The sequence below is a fragment of the Natrinema saccharevitans genome (genome assembly GCF_001953745.1).
GTDB classification, from domain to species: domain Archaea; phylum Halobacteriota; class Halobacteria; order Halobacteriales; family Natrialbaceae; genus Natrinema; species Natrinema saccharevitans.
Genome location: NZ_LWLN01000001.1, coordinates 3237836 through 3252960 on the forward strand (window position 1 = coordinate 3237836; position 15125 = coordinate 3252960).

Below are 15125 nucleotides of genomic sequence, written 5' to 3' on the forward strand. Positions count from 1 at the left end.
TCGGCGTTTGAACAAAAATAATGCGTCGGACGAAAGGACAAAAACCGGTGGACGTGACGACTCCACTTACAGCGGGACTGCGACGAGGTGGAATAGTCCGAGCCAGGCATAGCTCCCGACGACGTGCCACTCGACAGCGTGACGGACCGTCATCGGATCGGTGCGACCTCGCCCGAACGAGACCGTCGCGAACAGCGTTCCGGCGAGCAGCAGTACCGGAAGAACCATTGACGCCGGTCCCCGGTGAAAGAAACTGAGTAGGATCGCCGCCGAGACGGTGAGGCTCACAGCGATTGTCCCCGCAACCGCCGTCCGCGAGAGATCGCGACCGAGCGAGGCGATGCCAGCCTGCCGGTCGCCGTCGCTGTCGAGATACGCACCAATCGTATCGTGGCAGATATCCCACAACCAGGTCGCAGCGAAGATCGCGGCCAGCTCGACCGTGAGTCCGCCGTAGACGGTCCATCCCATGACGCTGAACATCGAAACACTAGTCACTGTTACGAGCGTCGAGATCCCGGTAACGTTTAGCCGGTTGAAGACGAGTGGGTCCGCGATCAGGATCGCGTACAGGAGGGCCGCGGCTACGAGAAACGAGTCCCCGACGAGCACTGCCAGTCCCAGTCCGCCACCGAGCATTGCAGCCCCCATCCAGAACGCCTGCGTTCTGGTGACTAACCCCGACGGGATCGGACGGTGTGGTTTCTCGATCGCGTCAGATTCGGCGTCGAAATAGTCGTCGTGAGTGAGGATGCTACCGCGGACGAGGAGCATACTCACGAACGCGATTCCCGCGGTGAGATCGATTCCGCCGTCTTGGACGGTGATCGCTAGCGGCAACCCAAATAGGGCTACATCAATCGCGAAGTAGCGGATCGGTGTCACCCGATTGAACGTCACGAACGCACGGAACGGGTCACTTGTCGATGACGTTGACATTGTTACCCTCGATCTCGATAGCGATCGATGTCGTTACATCGACCCCGGTTTCCTCGGCGACGCGGTCGACGCCGTTTTTTCGCGTCTTTTCGACGATACAGTGAGCCTCCTCGACCACTGCACCCGCCTTCTCGATGGCCTCGATCATCGCGATCATCGTCCCGCCGGTACTGATCGTATCGTCGACGATCGTGACTGCGTCGCCGGGCTCGATGCCGTTCAGGTAGAGATCGCCAGAAAAGTACTCAGAATCGATTTCGACCGCTGACTGACGGTCAGCATTTAAATCGTACGTGTACCAGCGAGCGACCGCGAGCGGCAGCGAGTACTCCCGTGCGACCAACACCCCGAAGGGCAGTCCCTTGTCCTCTTCGACTGCGAGTTTGTCGACATCAAACGACCCTGCCCCCGAAAGCAGCGTTCTCGCTGCCTCAAGCGTCCGCGGTTGTAGTGCTGGGAGTTGGTCGGTCAACTGATTGACCGTCGTCGCGTGTTCGCCTGAGTGGGTTACCCCAGCGTCCTCGTAGACCGCCACAATTTGCTCCGTAGCCGCTTCTATACCCATCTCTGTATTTCTCATCGACATTGCGTTATAATTGAGAAACCTTTTGATTATATATTTTTCTATAATAATTGTATTAATATGCGACATATACGTCTGTCGAGACGGTTAGGACGGCGACTGATGAGCGCCGTTCCACCGAATCTCCAACGGATGTTATGATGTACTATATAATATAAAAATCAAAACAATATTATAGTTATTAGTAGTAGGCTCGATGCGAACTGATTACTGATGAGGTGGTCACACTTGAAGCGGAATACGGAACCTACAGCGAACGTCGCGGATCGACCGCCGGGCCTCGACGGATTGCCCGTCATCGGGAGTACCTTGTCGTTCATCCGTAATCCGCTCGACTTCGTCCGATCGATCGGTGAGTACGGTGACGTCGTGAGATACGTGGCGTTCGGTCGCGAGTTCGTGGTGATTTCGGATCCCGAACTCGTCGAGACGGTTCTCGTTTCTCGCGACAACGAGTTCTGGAAGGGGGAGTTCGAGAGTCGGCTCGGTGACATCGTCGCCCCGGACGGCGTCTTCTACGCCGAGGGTAGCGATTGGCGGCGGCAACGATCTCTTCTGCAGTCACTGTTCACACCGAAACGGATCGAAGCATATGCGGCCGATATGGTCGACGAAACTGTTCGGATGACCGATGGGTGGACCGACGGAACTATCGTGAACGTTCGGGAAGAACTGTCCACGTTTACCCTGGGTGTGCTGACCCGATCGTTGTTCGATCTCGACCTCGAGGACGAGCGCGCGGATGTCGTCGTCCGAATGGTGGACGCCCTTGGCGAGTACGTCGACGCGGAGATGCTCGGCGTTCGATCCGTACTCCCGTCGTGGGTGCCGAGCAAACCGGAACGGAAGTTCGATCGAGCGATGGCCGACCTCGACGCTCTCGTCGAATCGCTCGTCCACGAACACCGCGAGTCAGAGGGAGAGAGCGACGATCTGCTATCGCTGCTTGCGACGGCCGAATACCCCGACGGCACGACACCCTCGCCGAACGAAGTGTCCGATCAGCTCGTTCAGTTCCTCGTCGCCGGACACGAGACGAGTGCGACCGCGCTGACCTATACCTGCTGGCTACTCGCCAACGATCCCGAGATGCAGCGTCGACTCGCCCGTGAAATCGAGACCGTCTGTGGCGACCGGAACCCGAGGATCGATGACCTGGGTTCGCTGACGCTCTCGGAAGCTGTCATCAACGAGGCGATGCGTCTGTATCCGCCGTTTCCCTTCATTCACCGCCAGCCCCACGAATCGACGACGCTCGGCGGGTATCGAATTCCGCCGGAATCTACGCTTCAGTTGCCGTTATCCTCCGTTCATCTGGACGACCGCTGGTGGCGCAACGCGGAGTCGTTCCGCCCGGAGCGGTGGCTCCCTGAGACAGAGCAGAACGGTAACTGGAAATGCGACAGGCCCGAGTACGCGTACTTCCCGTTCGGCGGCGGACCGCGCCACTGTATCGGCATGCGATTCGCCATGACTGAGTTACAACTCTCCCTTGCGGCGATGATCCGTCGAATCGAATTCGAACCCGTTACCGAGTCCCTCGGTCCCACGTGGAAGGTTTCCCTCGACCCGGGACCGGTCAAGCTTCGGATCCGTACCCGCGACCGGTAGCAATCTCGTGATTCGAACCGTTGACGATCCGGTAGAAGGCGATTGCGGCCGTGCGACGGATTAGGAGAAATAGAACGCGGTCGCAAACGAGACGAAAAACACCGCGTTGATGATCGTGATAGCGCGGTCCGTGGTCTCTCCTCCGTCCCACGACCAGAGAATATACGATCCGAACCCACCGAGAAGGGCGAAAAACGGGACGACGTAGTAGACATCGAACAGCATCGGAGTGAGAACAAACGTTGACGGGAGCGCGACGACCAGTATCTTGGTGAGTCGGTCCTTGCCGTACCGGACGACGAGATTATCGATACCAGCTTTCGCATCGTGTTCTGCGTCTTTGAGGTCTTGATACGAGATCGTGAGTATAATCACGAGCGCCAACACCGTCGCTATTTGCCACGCGTCGGCCGGCGGGGAGGTTCCGACGACCGCACTGCCGAGAATCACGGATAGGAATCCGCCGATACCGAAACAGAATAGACTGGATATCGCTCCGTTTTTCAGACGGAGTGGAGGGACCGTGTATATCATCGCTGCGAGAACCCAGGCCAAGGCACTCAGGAATCCGAGGGAGTTGACGGTGGCACCGTACGCGACGGCGAATGCCATCAACACGACTCCGACTGCGATCGCTTCGCGCTCCGAAATGAGTCCCTGCGTGGTGGCTCTGTCGGCGTTTGCCCCCTGGTCGATCTCTTTGTCAGTGATGTCGTTTATGAACCATTGACCCCAGTGGGCGAGTATCATCGCAACGGTCACGCCAGCAAGCTTACTCCCCTCTACCCCTTCGAGGCCGATCGGTTTCATCGCAACCACGATTCCGACCCCGGTCAACGCGACCCACGCGAGCGTGATCGGGAGCATCTTTGATATCCGCCGAATCGTGAGCAGTGCTGTTTCCGTTGACCAGATCAGGTAAAACCCAGCGATCACCACGAACGCACCGCTGAGTATCGCCTGATTTGATATCTGTTCCATATTGTGTGGTAATAAATTAAGGTATATATTATTAATTATTTTTGGCGTGCAGTCACCGTCCGTCTCAGCTCTTGTCTCCCACATCCTTGAGAAGTCGGCGGAAGGTCCTCCCGTCGACGAATCGGGGAACCCTCTCGCAGTACTCCTCATACTCGCTCCCGTACTGTTCCGCTAACCACGCTTCTTCGGGGCGAGGGTGAATCCACAGCCAGACGATACAGAGCGCCAACAGCGGAACGAGTAGCTTCGCCGCCGCCGTCGCTATCAGTCCCACGGCGATTCCGATAAACCCGACATACTGTGGATTCCGGGTGTATCGGTACGCACCGCCAGTGTACAACTGTCCCTCGAGTCCGAGCGTTGCAGTTCGAATGTAATACGCAGAGACGGCGGTAAAGACAACACTCACCACGAGAACGATGGCACCGATGTACCTGATCCACAGCGGCATTGCGAGTGTCCCCCTGTTCAGAATTGTAAGCGTCAGAACCGATCCGGTAAAAATCGTACTCGCCGTCCAGTACGTCCAGAACCGCCAGTCCCTGTCGCCCGGCGGCCAGAACGAAAAAGAGTCGTTGACTACCGTTCCGACGATGCCGACGAGCAACACTACTTGTGCGCCGAGCCCAGTAATGAATACTCCATTCATTAACTAAGATTAATTAACTAATTAATATATAAGTATTATGGGTCCAGTAACAATTACGCCTGCGTCGCCGTATTCGCTGCGGGTCGTGTCTGTACAACGTCCCCGGTATGTCCTACCGGCTTCGAGTAACGAGCCGACTCGTCGAAGGAACGATCTCGGCTACAGCGACCTCACGCTCAATAAAACCCAAATCAATCTAGTCGGTACTACCACTTCTATATTTAATTCCCTATGATATATAATAGAAACCAAAATGCCTCACTTTCACGCTTAACGGCAACAGGCTTAAATAGCCGCCCGTCGGGAGTGTCCACCCATGAACGACAAAACCGAGGAACTGCGGGACATCTTCACCGACGTCACCGACGGTGAGGAGACCGTCACCGAATCGCAGGAGGACACCCGCGGCTCCTTAGAGCGGGACGAGCGGACCGATCGGGACCGCCTCGAGAGCGTCGTCCAGCAGATGCGCGAACGCTACGCGTTCGAAACGCCGCTCTCGGACGACGAACTACTCACCGTCGCTCGGGGGTTTTACGACGACCGCAGCGACGACGAGATCGCTTCGGACCTCGGCGTCGACCCCGACACCGTCTTCGAGGCCCGCATGTCGCTGCACCTCGTCGGCGAGGACGACGCCGCCGAGGTCGATCTCGCGGCGATCCGCGAGCGAGACGCCGACGACGCCACGCTCGCCGACGACTACGGCGTCAGCGAGGCCGAGATCCGCCGCTACCGCCGGGTCGCCGAGGCCGAGGACCAGTCGCGGACCGCCAACGACCGCTACCGCGACGAGTTCGACAGCGTCCTCGCCGACGCCGACCTCTCCGAACGCATGGCCTCCGACCTCCGCGAGGACGGCCTCGAGGACGCGACCGAGGGAATGGAGACGGACGTGGAGTTCTGACCCCACCTTTTACCCTCCCTCGGTAAAAGCTGGACCAAAAGCACTCCTCCCTCCGTTTCGCTCACTTGACTCGCGGCTTGCGCCGCTCGTCTATACGCGGCGCTTCGCGCCGCGCTTTCGTTCGCTTCACATCGGTCGTCGGCCCGCTCGCTCACCCTCCGGGTTCGCTCGCGGATGCAACGACTTGATTCACCTGCTTCCCGCTACGCTGCGAGACTTCTTATACGAAGCCGCGGCCAGACGGCCCGTGACCCGCTCTCCCGTCTCGTTCAGCGATCTGCGGACCGCCGCCTACTGCCCCCGGAAGTGCTACTACCGGCAGCGACTGCCGGCAGCGGAGCGCGACCCGCCGCCCGAAGTCGACGCGATCCGGGCGCTCGAGCCCCGCTACGAATCGCTGCTGGCGGCTCCGCCCGGCGCGCTCGAGGACGAACCGATCGCCGTCCCGTCGGTCCGGTATCGCGACCGGCTGACGGCGACCCGGGACCGGCTCGCGGAGCGTGGACAGTGGGACCGTCTCCGGAACCCTCGCGACCGCGACGCGTTCGCGGCCGGCCGCCACTGTCGCGGGATCGTCCACAAGGTGCTTTCCGACCCGCTCGAGCCGGTGCTGATCTCTTCGGGGGACCCACCCGAGAGCGGCGTCTGGGAGTCCCAATCGGTTCAGGCGGTCGCGGCCGCGAAGGCAGTCGCCTGGGAACACGGGACGTCGGTCGAGCGGGCCTGGCTCGAGTATCCGGCCCACGGCGTGATCCGCTCGATCGACATGACGACGCGCCGGAAAGCGCAGTATCGGAGCGCGCTCCGGGCGGTTCGCGAGTTAGATGGCCCGCCGGCGCGGACGACCAGCCGCTCGAAGTGTGAGTCCTGTGAGTTCGCGGCCGAGTGCGGGGTCAAGACGCGGACGCTGCGGTCGCTGCTCGGGTTCGGCTAACCGTCTGTCACGGGTCGCCGTCGCGCCGTTAGGACTCTTCGAGCCAGGCCTCGATCTCGTCGGCCATCGCGCCGCGACGGTGAATCGTCTCGCTCGAGACGTCGACGACGGTACTCTCGGTCCCGGCGTCGGTTTCCCCGTCGTCAGACTCCGTCTGACGGGCCGACGAGTCTCCCTCGTCGACGTCCTCGAGGACGACGGCCGCGGCCTCGCGGATCTCGGGATCGAGGTCGGCGGATCGGCGCGCGCTCTCCCGGCCGCTGACGTTCGCGCTGGTCGACGTGATCGGCGTCCCGGCCCGCTCACAGAGCCGCAGCGCGACCGCGTGGTCCGGCACCCGGACCCCGACGCGGTCCCGCCCCGCTGTGAGTTCCTCCGGGACGCTCTCGCGTCGCCGACAGAGGACCGTCACGGGGCCGGGGAGAAACGTCCCCATGAACTGTCGTTCCCGTTCGGTCGCACGGACGTGCTGTAGCGCCGACGGGACCGAGGGCACCGCCATGGAGATCGGCTTCGATCGGTCCCGGCCTTTCACCTCGAAGACCCGCTCGACGGCGGCGGGCGCGAGGGCGTCCGCGGCGAGGCCGTAGACCGTCTCCGTCGGGTAGACGACCAGGTCCCCGTTCTCGATCGCCTCGGCCGCGCGGTCGAACTCGCTCATTCGAGTCGAACTCGGCGGATGTCGAGCAAAAAGCTGTCGCTCGGTGTCGATCACTCGAGGCCGAGTTCGGACTCGAGGTCGTCGTAGTCGGGGAAGTCGGGCCACTCGGTGGCGACCCACGCCCCCTCGACCGTGTGGTCGTCCGCGAGCGCGAAGAAGGCGACGCGGGGTTCGCCGAGGCCGGTCATTCCGTCGAGGTCGTGTGCAACGCCGTACGAGTCGGCGATCTCGTTGCTCGGATCGCTAAAGAACGTGAAGGGGTAGTCGTTGTCCCCGAGGAACCGCTTGACGCCGTAGGGGGTCGAAGCCGTGACGCCGACGACGCGGCCGGCCCGCTCGTCCCAGTTTCGCTCGGTCAGTTCGTCCCAGACGTACTTGGCGAGGAACGAGCCGGTCATCGGCGTGAACACGAGGATCGTCCGGCCGTCGGTCTCGGTGGCGATCTCCGACAGCGTCCGGTCCTCCCAGAACTCGCCGGTGACGAGCGGCCGGGTGAAGTCGGGCGCGTCCGCGCCGGGTTCGGGGTGATCCGCCGGGCCGAGGTCGACGACCTCGAATTCCGGCATCAGTCGTCACCTCCGGCGCTCGCCGCGGCCCCGTCTCCGTACGTCGACTCGAGGTAGTCGACGATGTTGGCGCTTTCGGCCATCGTGACGCCGGTGTTCTCGTCGACGACGACGGGAACGGTTCGGACGCCGGCGACCCGTTTGACGACGTCTCGCTCCGAGTGCATCGGTTCGACGAACCGCGAGCGATAACCGAGGTCGTACTCCTCGAGGAGCCGCGCGACCCGCTCGCAGAACGGACAGCCCTGGAGCCGGTAGAACGTGATCGGTCGATCGTCGGTGTCGTTCATAGCCGAATATAGGGGAATCGGCCGGGTAAACGTGTCGTCACCGGCGGTGATGACCGTCATTGTAAAATGGGAAACGGTTAACCGATTCGGCTATTAGGCTGTATATCAATGGCGTTGTCTCCGTCGCTTGCGGTCCCGTTGGCCGCCTACGAACTCCCGCTCGTGGGCGTCGAGCTCGACCAGTCGATGGTGACGATCATCGGCGTGCTCGTCATCGTCGTTCTCATCGCTCTGTCGGCGTTTTTCTCCTCCTCGGAGATCGCGATGTTCAACCTTCCGAAACATCGCCTCGAGGGGATGTTGGAGGAGGAGACCGCCGGCGCGGGGCTGGTGAAATCGCTCAAGGACGATCCTCACCGGCTGCTCGTGACGATTCTGGTCGGCAACAACCTCGTCAACATCGCGATGTCCTCGATCGCGACGGCGCTTCTCGGCCTCTACTTCGAGTCGGGGCTGGTGCCGGTCGTGCTGTCGACGTTCGGCGTGACGGCGATCGTTCTCCTGTTCGGCGAGAGCGTCCCCAAGTCCTATGCCGTCGAGAACACCGAGTCGTGGGCGGTCAGCATCTCGAAACCGCTGAAGCTCACCGAGTACCTGCTCTTTCCGCTGATCGTTCTTTTCGATTATCTGACGCGACAGATCAATCGTCTCATCGGTTCGACGGGTGCGATCGAGTCGCCTTACGTCACCCGCGACGAGATCCAGGAGATGATCGAGTCCGGCGAGCGCGAGGGGGTCTTGGAGGAGGAGGAACACGAGATGCTCACGCGGATATTCCGTTTCAACAACACTATCGTCAAGGAGGTGATGACCCCGCGACTCGATATGACGGCGGTGCCGAAAGACGCCCCGATCGACGAAGCCATCGAGACCTGTATCCAGAGCGGCCACGCCCGCATCCCGGTCTACGAGGGCAGCCTCGACAACGTGCAAGGTGTCGTCCACATCCGCGATCTCGTCCGGGACCTCAACTACGGCGAGGCGAGTGACGACGAACTCGAGCTGGCGGATCTCATCCAGCCGACGCTGCACGTCCCCGAGTCGAAAAACGTCGACGAACTGTTGACCGAGATGCGGGAAAACCGGATGCACATGGCCATCGTCATCGACGAGTTCGGCACTACCGAGGGGCTGGTGACGATGGAGGACATGATCGAGGAGATCATCGGCGAGATTCTGGAGGGCGGCGAGGAACAGCCGATCGAGGAGATCGCCGACGACACCGTTCTCGTCCGCGGCGAGGTCAACATCGAGGACGTCAACGAGGCGCTCGACATCGAACTCCCCGAGGGACAGGAGTTCGAGACCATCGCCGGCTTCATCTTCAACCGCGCCGGCCGCCTCGTCGAGGAGGGCGAGGAGATCACCTACGACGGCGTCCGCATCACCGTCGAGACCGTCGAAAACACCCGCATTCTGAAAGCCCGGCTCACGAAACTCGAGCGAGTGGCCGACGACGAACCGGAACCCGACGTGGAGCCCGCGCCGCTCGAGGCCGACGACGACCACGAGTAGTCCGCCGAGTCGCCGTTTTCCGTCCGGACGAAGTCGTGTCTCGGGTCCGGATCAGTTCTCCGGGCCGACGAGTCCGGCGACATCTCGTGCGACTGCCGGCGGCACGACGATTCGGCGGGGTCCCTGCACGTACTGCCCGTCCGGCTGGGCATACGTGAGCGAGAGGACGGCCGCGTCGCCGAGTCGGCGGACCGAAACGGCCTCGATGACCCCGAGATCGATCACCTGTTCGGGTTCGTAGAGGTAGATCGTTCGGTCCTCGGGATCGAGTTTGCCGACCGACTGGAGAAACGACGCGAGAACGAGCGCGACGAGTGCGAGCGGAACGAACGCCGCGGCGACGAAGGTAAACGGACTGGCACCGGCGGCCAGAAGTTCGTTTTGCGAGACGTACCGCCCGGCCCCCATCAACAGGCCGATGACGGCTCCCATCACGACGGTTCCGACGGCTGCGTCGATCGCGCGGTCGAGTCGCTTCTCGGAGGGCACGTCGACCGGGAGTCGCGCGAGGTGACGTTCGGTGTCGCTCGAGGCGGCGATCGCGAGAACGGTCGCGGCGACGGCTGCGATGAGCGCGACGACGACGGTTCGGCCGGTTCCGCCGGCCGCCTCGCCGGCGAGCCTGTAGAGCCGCCAGCAGACGACCGTCAGAATCGCGGCGAAAAAGGTGCCGACGCCGAACGTCCACAGCAGTCGGACGGTACGTGAGGTACTGGCGTCGCGACGCCACTGGATCGTCTCGTCGGTGACGTCGACGGCGTCCTCGTCCATACGTCGGACTCACGACCCGTCGGGTAAAGACCGTTCGATGTCGGCCGGTCTATAGGAGGATCGCGGCGACGGCGGTGTAGCCGACGAACGAGACGGTGATCGACCCGGCCAGCGATCCGATCCACGCGAGGACGGTCACGCCCATCTTGCGGGCGCTGACGCCGCCGCCGGCGCCGGCCGCGGCGTAGCCGCTCCCGATGATCGCGCTGACGATGATCTCGTTGAACGAGACCGGGATGCCGTAGAGGACCGCCGCCTGAGCGATGATGAAGGAGGGAATGAGCGCGGCGATCGATCGCCGCGGGCCAAGCGAGGAGTAGTCCTGCGAGATCGCCTTGATCATCCGTGGTGCGCCGGTCCACGAGCCCAACAGGAGGCCGAACCCGCCGCCGATAAGCATCGCGAGCAGCGGCAACTCGAGTTCGCCCGACAGCGGGATCAGCGGGCCGATCGCCAGCCCGACCTGACTGCCGCCGGCGGAGAAAGCCACGAGCCCGCCCAACACGAGCAGGAAGTGCCGTTCGCCCCGTTCGGTGCCGTTGCGCAGGTCCAGCCCGATCGCGACCGCCCACAGCGCCGCGATCACGGCCGTCGCGAGGACGGTGCCGGCGATCGCCGGCCCCGGAAGCGAGGCGCTCGAGGCCTGTGCGATCGACTGCCCGCCCGCGTCCGCCGGGCCCAGCAGCGCGAACTCGATGTTGGCGACGATCGCGCCGACGATCGCGGCCAGCACGACGATGAGATACTCCTCGGGGACCACCTCGGCACGTAACGCGCGGGCGACCGCGTAGGCGATCGAACCGCCGACGAACGGCGTGAGGACCCACAGGGCGGTGATCTCGGTGTATTTGGCCCACGCCGGGTCGCCGCCCATCGCGAGGCCGACGCCGACGACCGCGCCCGTGACGGTAAACGCCGTCGCGATCGGATATCCCGTGAAGATCCCGATCGCGACCAGAGCGGCCGCGATCAGCAGCGCCAGCGTCGCGGCCAGCGAGGAGAGGGTCACGCCGCCGATCAGTTCCGTCCCGACCGCCTCGGAGACGTTCGCTCCCTGCAAGACCGCGCCGGAAAAACCGAGCAGCCCCACGAGAAAGCCCGCTCGCATCACCGAGATCGCGTTCGCGCCGACCGCCGGGGCAAAGGGCGTCGACCCGCTCGAGCCGGCACCGATCGCCCAGGCCATGAAGAGACTCGCGAGTGCGGCCACGGCAAAGGTCCCGAGCGTGGCGATTTCGACCATTTACTGGCTTCCTATTAGCGGCCCCTACAAGTGTGTGCCGACCTGCGGTCGCCAGTGGCGGCCGAGCGGCTAAACCGCGGAGTCTGCTCGAGTCAATGCGGTGGAAAGATCCGTGAGAAACTGTCCGATCACAGATCCGTTTTGTGCCGCGTCGGAAACCCGCATACATCACTCCACTGGCTCGGAATCGGTCGCGACGTGCTCGAGAAAGAACGCCCTGTGTTTGTACAGGATCCATAGGCCGGTCAGCCAGAGTGTTGTGGCAGCCACGGCACTTAGTAGTAGATCGTCATCGCCTTGGACAGTACCTGAGTCGAGAATCCCAAGAAATCCCCCTGTAATATGAAAACTCCAACCGAGGAATCCACCGGCGAGGCCGATTGGCCGGCCAGTGATGATCGTCCAGCCGATACCGACTGTACACACACTGAAGACGATTGCTGGCCAGATCTCCAGGGGGTTCTCTCCACTAATGGCTTGAATACCGTTCCTAATTCCGTTGATTAGGATGAGCCAGCCCAGTATTCCGACGCTGAACGGTGCTGTATTTGTATTCAGCTCAAGAAGTTTCCTTCTGGAAATCATTTCCTAGTACTAGTATCAATCAATTAGCAATAATATATTATAATTGTGGGCTACTCAAATATCATTAACTAGTCCCAATATTCTACTTCTAGACCATAGTGTGCTCCAGGAACAGCGGGAACACCGTCTCCTTCTTCCCCTGCTTCAGTAACATATTCACTAGCTGTCGTCTGACATACTGCTGTGAATTCACTAAATTCAGAAGGATCATGACAATCATACCAGATCCCAGTTGCAGCACCGTTAGCCAAAACACCGACAAGAGGGCTTAATGCCCACTTACAACTCCTTGCTGCTACTACGGTTGCAATTGCTTGTCTTGGATCCAAAGAACGTTGTGCACTAACATCAGTTGATGAACTAGATCCTAGGGATTCTGCTTCACTTGATTCAGGCACTGATTTTATGCTCGATAAACTAGAGAGGTCTCCTTGGACAAGTTCACATAACGAATCAAGGGCTAATGACTCTATTTTATCAGATGCATATCCTGGAAGGCTTGGCAATCCTGTATCTACTGCAAGGCCCCATGTGTAATCTTGCTCAAATTGGGCTGCAGGACAATCTCCTTGGATATCTGTCCAGAATTCATATCCCGGATTCCATACATCGTCCCAATCAGGTAGATCAATCTGTGGCTCAACTGAACCCTCTTTTTCAATCTTATTTTTCAATGAATCATCTTCCGAAACAGAAACTCGATTCTCATTCGCCTTTTTTACGTTGAGTTGCCCTTTCAAATTGGTTTCCGAGTTTCCACTATTGATCTCTATGATAAAATCCTGGCCATCGCTATAATGCACTATTCTCTTGTTTTCATCAGAGTACAATATCTCTGTTTTAGACGATTTTCTGTCGTTATTTGTCCGGGTTGATTCTGATGCTGTACTAGTGCCCATGAGTCCAGTTGTCCCCACTGTTGCGAGAGCACCCATTTGGAGGATCCGTCTTCGGTTAGTACAGCGATTATCGCTATCTCTCTTTTGCGTCATATTCATCCATAACATCATAACAATCTAATATATACTTTTATATTCTAATAGAACTAATAGTTTATTAAGAACTAATTAAATACTATACTTACCAATCGCATTGACGGGTTTTGTTGGAGAAGTCTCATACCGTATTCCGAGAGATGGTAATTCGTGGAATTATACAAATGAAATCTAGTTTAAATTTTTTATTGCAATCTAAAATTAATTTTGCTCCTCTGTGACAGGAATATTGCTGTTTAAGTATAGTGAAGAATCTTTGAATTGCTGCTCTCTGTTATAGGATAATCACCTCTGTGCGATCAGAAAACGAAGTAGGTTGAACGTTCAGTTCGTCGTCGACCGCGAATTATCGCCGTTTTCCGGCGGCGGCTCCGCGCCCTCGATGGCCTCGGCCGCGTCGGTGTCTTTCTCGACTTCGACGTGCCAGCGGTCGATTTCGTCCTCGTACTCGGCGAGTCGTTCCGAGACGGCTTCCTTGAGGTCGTCGTCGTTGACGTTGACCTCGAAGACGAACCGCTCGCCGTTCCCGCCGTTGCGCGTCGACTGCTGGACGTTGGCGCTGACGAGTTCGTTGTCGAAGTAGTAGGGCGCGAGCTGGGTCATCACGTTCTGGTAGACCGTGTCCTCGACCCGACGCAGGGCCTTGCGGCTCGCGGAGTCGGCCGCGCGCGCGACGTAGTCGATCGACTCCTTCCAGTTGTCGACCGCGGCCCCGGCGTCGTCGTCCTCGAGGCTCTCGTAGGACTCCGAGAGCTTCTCGCCGGCGGTCTTGATGTCCTCGTCGGGCTCTTTGCCGGCCTTTTCTCCTTTGCCTTCCTCGACGCTGGCCTGGTCGGCGGTCTTTTCACTGACGTCCGAATCGAGGGTTTCGTGGGCTTTGGGTCGCCACTCGTCCCATTCCTCGAAGGCGCGTGCGAAGCGCGCGCCCCACTCCTGGTCGGGATCGTGGACGTCGACGTCGCGGAGCGCGCGCGTGATGCGCTCCCCGTGTTCGACGATATCGCCCCAGTCACCGCGGACTTTGAACCCCGAGATGCTCTCTTCCATTCGGCTGGCCGAGTGGTAGCGTGCGGACAGGCATAAACTTCTCTGCCGTCGTCCGCTTGCGTCGGCCACTGCGGGTCGGACTACCGCTGGCCGCCGGTCTGTTGGCCGCCCATCGACTGTCGTCCCGTTCGTCGACCGCCTGCTCCCATCTGCCCGCCGGACTGTTGGGTTCCTCGTGTCGCCATCTCCTGGCTGCCGACCATCTCGAGCAGGGTCGTACAGGAATCCATCGTCCGATCGATCGCCGAAATCGTCTCGGCGACGTGGGGATGCTGTTGGTGCTGCTGGAGTTCCGGCAAGCTCTCCCGGGCGATTCGGATGAACGTGTCCGCGACCTCGGGACCGAACATCGAGTCGCGGGCGATCAGTTTCTCGTTGAACGCCGCCAGTTCCGCGATGTCGCGACAGATGGCCGCACACGTCGCGAGCTGTGGTCCCTCCGAGGCACACGTCTTCGCACACCAGTCGGCGACGTGGGACAGGTCGGTGAAGTCCTCGAGCGCGATCCGCAGTTCGTTCGTGAGGTGATCCTCGAACGATCGCTGTCCCCGTCCGCCCGTGTCCTGGCCGCCGCTCATCGGCTGCTGACCGCCCGTCTGCTGGCCACCCGTCGGCTGTTGGCCGCTCATCCGTTGGTTGCCCGTTCCCTGCGTTCCGCCTCGGCTCGTCGGTTGCTGTCCCGTCGGTCCCTGTCGCGGCTGCTGGTGGTGTTGGTGACTCATTGGAACTCCTCGCCCGTGATCGGGCACTCGAGGCTACGCCGATCGACCGATTAAACCGGAGCCACCGTTACGACCGTTTCGGCCGAGCGACGGCCGGTTTCGGGAGTCGCATCGACCGTCCGAATT

The 15125-nt window shown here is 60.5% G+C and carries 17 protein-coding genes; 4 read left to right on the top strand and 13 right to left on the bottom strand.

Annotated elements, in window-relative coordinates; genetic code table 11:
* Nucleotides 1–66: 66 nt before the first annotated feature.
* A complete protein-coding gene (locus A6E15_RS16425) occupies nucleotides 67–939 on the bottom strand; it encodes a UbiA prenyltransferase family protein (protein ID WP_076147808.1) in 873 nt (290 codons plus the stop codon).
* Nucleotides 917–1591 carry a phosphoribosyltransferase family protein gene (locus tag A6E15_RS16430; RefSeq protein ID WP_245800588.1) on the bottom strand — a complete coding sequence of 225 codons (675 nt, stop codon included), beginning with the start codon at nucleotides 1589–1591 and terminating at the stop codon, nucleotides 917–919. Before A6E15_RS16430 ends, A6E15_RS16425 begins: the two co-directional genes overlap by 23 nt.
* A gap of 159 nt (nucleotides 1592–1750) precedes the next feature.
* On the opposite strand from A6E15_RS16430, the gene A6E15_RS16435 reads away from it, so the two are divergent.
* Nucleotides 1751–3133: a cytochrome P450 gene (locus A6E15_RS16435; protein ID WP_338141485.1), complete on the top strand. Its 1383-nt coding sequence runs from the start codon at nucleotides 1751–1753 to the stop codon at nucleotides 3131–3133.
* 60 nt (nucleotides 3134–3193) lie between these two features.
* Here A6E15_RS16435 and A6E15_RS16440 read toward each other — a convergent pair whose 3' ends face one another.
* A complete protein-coding gene (locus A6E15_RS16440; RefSeq protein WP_175607280.1) occupies nucleotides 3194–4114 on the bottom strand; it encodes a UbiA family prenyltransferase in 921 nt (306 codons plus the stop codon).
* Nucleotides 4115–4178: 64 nt separating this feature from the next.
* A complete protein-coding gene (locus A6E15_RS16445) occupies nucleotides 4179–4763 on the bottom strand; it encodes a methyltransferase family protein (protein WP_076147814.1) in 585 nt (194 codons plus the stop codon).
* Nucleotides 4764–5079: 316 nt separating this feature from the next.
* On the opposite strand from A6E15_RS16445, the gene A6E15_RS16450 reads away from it, so the two are divergent.
* Both A6E15_RS16450 and A6E15_RS16455 read left to right on the top strand, forming a co-directional pair.
* Entirely contained in the window at nucleotides 5080–5670 is a 591-nt protein-coding gene (locus A6E15_RS16450) for a conditioned medium-induced protein 4 (protein WP_076147816.1), read from the top strand.
* A gap of 247 nt (nucleotides 5671–5917) precedes the next feature.
* Nucleotides 5918–6604: a CRISPR-associated protein Cas4 gene (locus A6E15_RS16455; protein ID WP_076147818.1), complete on the top strand. Its 687-nt coding sequence runs from the start codon at nucleotides 5918–5920 to the stop codon at nucleotides 6602–6604.
* A 28-nt stretch (nucleotides 6605–6632) separates the two neighbouring features.
* Here the strand turns inward: A6E15_RS16455 and A6E15_RS16460 are convergent, their stop codons facing one another.
* The 3 genes from A6E15_RS16460 to A6E15_RS16470 are packed head-to-tail and all read right to left on the bottom strand — an operon-like array spanning nucleotide 6633 to nucleotide 8121.
* The gene (locus tag A6E15_RS16460; protein ID WP_076147819.1) at nucleotides 6633–7265 is read right to left on the bottom strand and encodes an L-threonylcarbamoyladenylate synthase; all 633 of its coding nucleotides are present in this window, start codon (nucleotides 7263–7265) and stop codon (nucleotides 6633–6635) included.
* A gap of 50 nt (nucleotides 7266–7315) precedes the next feature.
* Nucleotides 7316–7831 (bottom strand): redoxin domain-containing protein, encoded by a 516-nt coding sequence (locus A6E15_RS16465; protein ID WP_076147821.1) that lies wholly within the window; start codon nucleotides 7829–7831, stop codon nucleotides 7316–7318.
* Entirely contained in the window at nucleotides 7831–8121 is a 291-nt protein-coding gene (locus A6E15_RS16470; RefSeq protein WP_076148413.1) for a glutathione S-transferase N-terminal domain-containing protein, read from the bottom strand. The genes A6E15_RS16465 and A6E15_RS16470 overlap by 1 nt, the downstream gene beginning before the upstream one ends.
* 108 nt (nucleotides 8122–8229) lie before the next feature.
* Between A6E15_RS16470 and A6E15_RS16475 the strand changes: the two genes are divergently transcribed.
* On the top strand, nucleotides 8230–9636 hold the full coding sequence (locus tag A6E15_RS16475) for a hemolysin family protein (RefSeq protein ID WP_076147823.1): 1407 nt from the start codon (nucleotides 8230–8232) through the stop codon (nucleotides 9634–9636).
* A gap of 51 nt (nucleotides 9637–9687) precedes the next feature.
* On the opposite strand, the gene A6E15_RS16480 is transcribed toward A6E15_RS16475, so the two are convergent.
* From A6E15_RS16480 to A6E15_RS16500, 6 genes are all read right to left on the bottom strand, one after another.
* Nucleotides 9688–10407 (bottom strand): hypothetical protein, encoded by a 720-nt coding sequence (locus tag A6E15_RS16480; protein ID WP_076147824.1) that lies wholly within the window; start codon nucleotides 10405–10407, stop codon nucleotides 9688–9690.
* Between the two features lie 49 nt (nucleotides 10408–10456).
* Nucleotides 10457–11650 (bottom strand): inorganic phosphate transporter, encoded by a 1194-nt coding sequence (locus tag A6E15_RS16485; protein WP_076147826.1) that lies wholly within the window; start codon nucleotides 11648–11650, stop codon nucleotides 10457–10459.
* Nucleotides 11651–11818: 168 nt separating this feature from the next.
* Nucleotides 11819–12235: a hypothetical protein gene (locus A6E15_RS16490; protein ID WP_076147828.1), complete on the bottom strand. Its 417-nt coding sequence runs from the start codon at nucleotides 12233–12235 to the stop codon at nucleotides 11819–11821.
* 68 nt (nucleotides 12236–12303) lie between these two features.
* The gene (locus tag A6E15_RS20495) at nucleotides 12304–13170 is read right to left on the bottom strand and encodes a hypothetical protein (RefSeq protein WP_139326617.1); all 867 of its coding nucleotides are present in this window, start codon (nucleotides 13168–13170) and stop codon (nucleotides 12304–12306) included.
* A 384-nt stretch (nucleotides 13171–13554) separates the two neighbouring features.
* Entirely contained in the window at nucleotides 13555–14277 is a 723-nt protein-coding gene (locus tag A6E15_RS16495) for a DUF5828 family protein (protein WP_076147829.1), read from the bottom strand.
* Between the two features lie 80 nt (nucleotides 14278–14357).
* Complete coding sequence (locus A6E15_RS16500) at nucleotides 14358–14855, bottom strand: hypothetical protein (protein WP_076148414.1); 498 nt, start codon at nucleotides 14853–14855, stop codon at nucleotides 14358–14360.
* Between the last annotated feature and the right edge of the window lie 270 nt (nucleotides 14856–15125).

What these genes read in the sequence shown, in the direction of transcription:
- A6E15_RS16425 (WP_076147808.1), bottom strand. Translation starts at nt 939, where the DNA reads ATGTCAACGTCATCGACAAGTGACCCGTTCCGTGCGTTCGTGACGTTC.
- A6E15_RS16430 (WP_245800588.1), bottom strand. Translation starts at nt 1,591, where the DNA reads ATGTCGCATATTAATACAATTATTATAGAAAAATATATAATCAAAAGG.
- A6E15_RS16440 (WP_175607280.1), bottom strand. Translation starts at nt 4,114, where the DNA reads ATGGAACAGATATCAAATCAGGCGATACTCAGCGGTGCGTTCGTGGTG.
- A6E15_RS16445 (WP_076147814.1), bottom strand. Translation starts at nt 4,763, where the DNA reads ATGAATGGAGTATTCATTACTGGGCTCGGCGCACAAGTAGTGTTGCTC.
- A6E15_RS16450 (WP_076147816.1), top strand. Translation starts at nt 5,080, where the DNA reads ATGAACGACAAAACCGAGGAACTGCGGGACATCTTCACCGACGTCACC.
- A6E15_RS16460 (WP_076147819.1), bottom strand. Translation starts at nt 7,265, where the DNA reads ATGAGCGAGTTCGACCGCGCGGCCGAGGCGATCGAGAACGGGGACCTG.
- A6E15_RS16465 (WP_076147821.1), bottom strand. Translation starts at nt 7,831, where the DNA reads ATGCCGGAATTCGAGGTCGTCGACCTCGGCCCGGCGGATCACCCCGAA.
- A6E15_RS16470 (WP_076148413.1), bottom strand. Translation starts at nt 8,121, where the DNA reads ATGAACGACACCGACGATCGACCGATCACGTTCTACCGGCTCCAGGGC.
- A6E15_RS16475 (WP_076147823.1), top strand. Translation starts at nt 8,230, where the DNA reads ATGGCGTTGTCTCCGTCGCTTGCGGTCCCGTTGGCCGCCTACGAACTC.
- A6E15_RS16480 (WP_076147824.1), bottom strand. Translation starts at nt 10,407, where the DNA reads ATGGACGAGGACGCCGTCGACGTCACCGACGAGACGATCCAGTGGCGT.
- A6E15_RS16485 (WP_076147826.1), bottom strand. Translation starts at nt 11,650, where the DNA reads ATGGTCGAAATCGCCACGCTCGGGACCTTTGCCGTGGCCGCACTCGCG.
- A6E15_RS16490 (WP_076147828.1), bottom strand. Translation starts at nt 12,235, where the DNA reads ATGATTTCCAGAAGGAAACTTCTTGAGCTGAATACAAATACAGCACCG.
- A6E15_RS20495 (WP_139326617.1), bottom strand. Translation starts at nt 13,170, where the DNA reads ATGGGTGCTCTCGCAACAGTGGGGACAACTGGACTCATGGGCACTAGT.
- A6E15_RS16495 (WP_076147829.1), bottom strand. Translation starts at nt 14,277, where the DNA reads ATGGAAGAGAGCATCTCGGGGTTCAAAGTCCGCGGTGACTGGGGCGAT.
- A6E15_RS16500 (WP_076148414.1), bottom strand. Translation starts at nt 14,855, where the DNA reads ATGAGCGGCGGCCAGGACACGGGCGGACGGGGACAGCGATCGTTCGAG.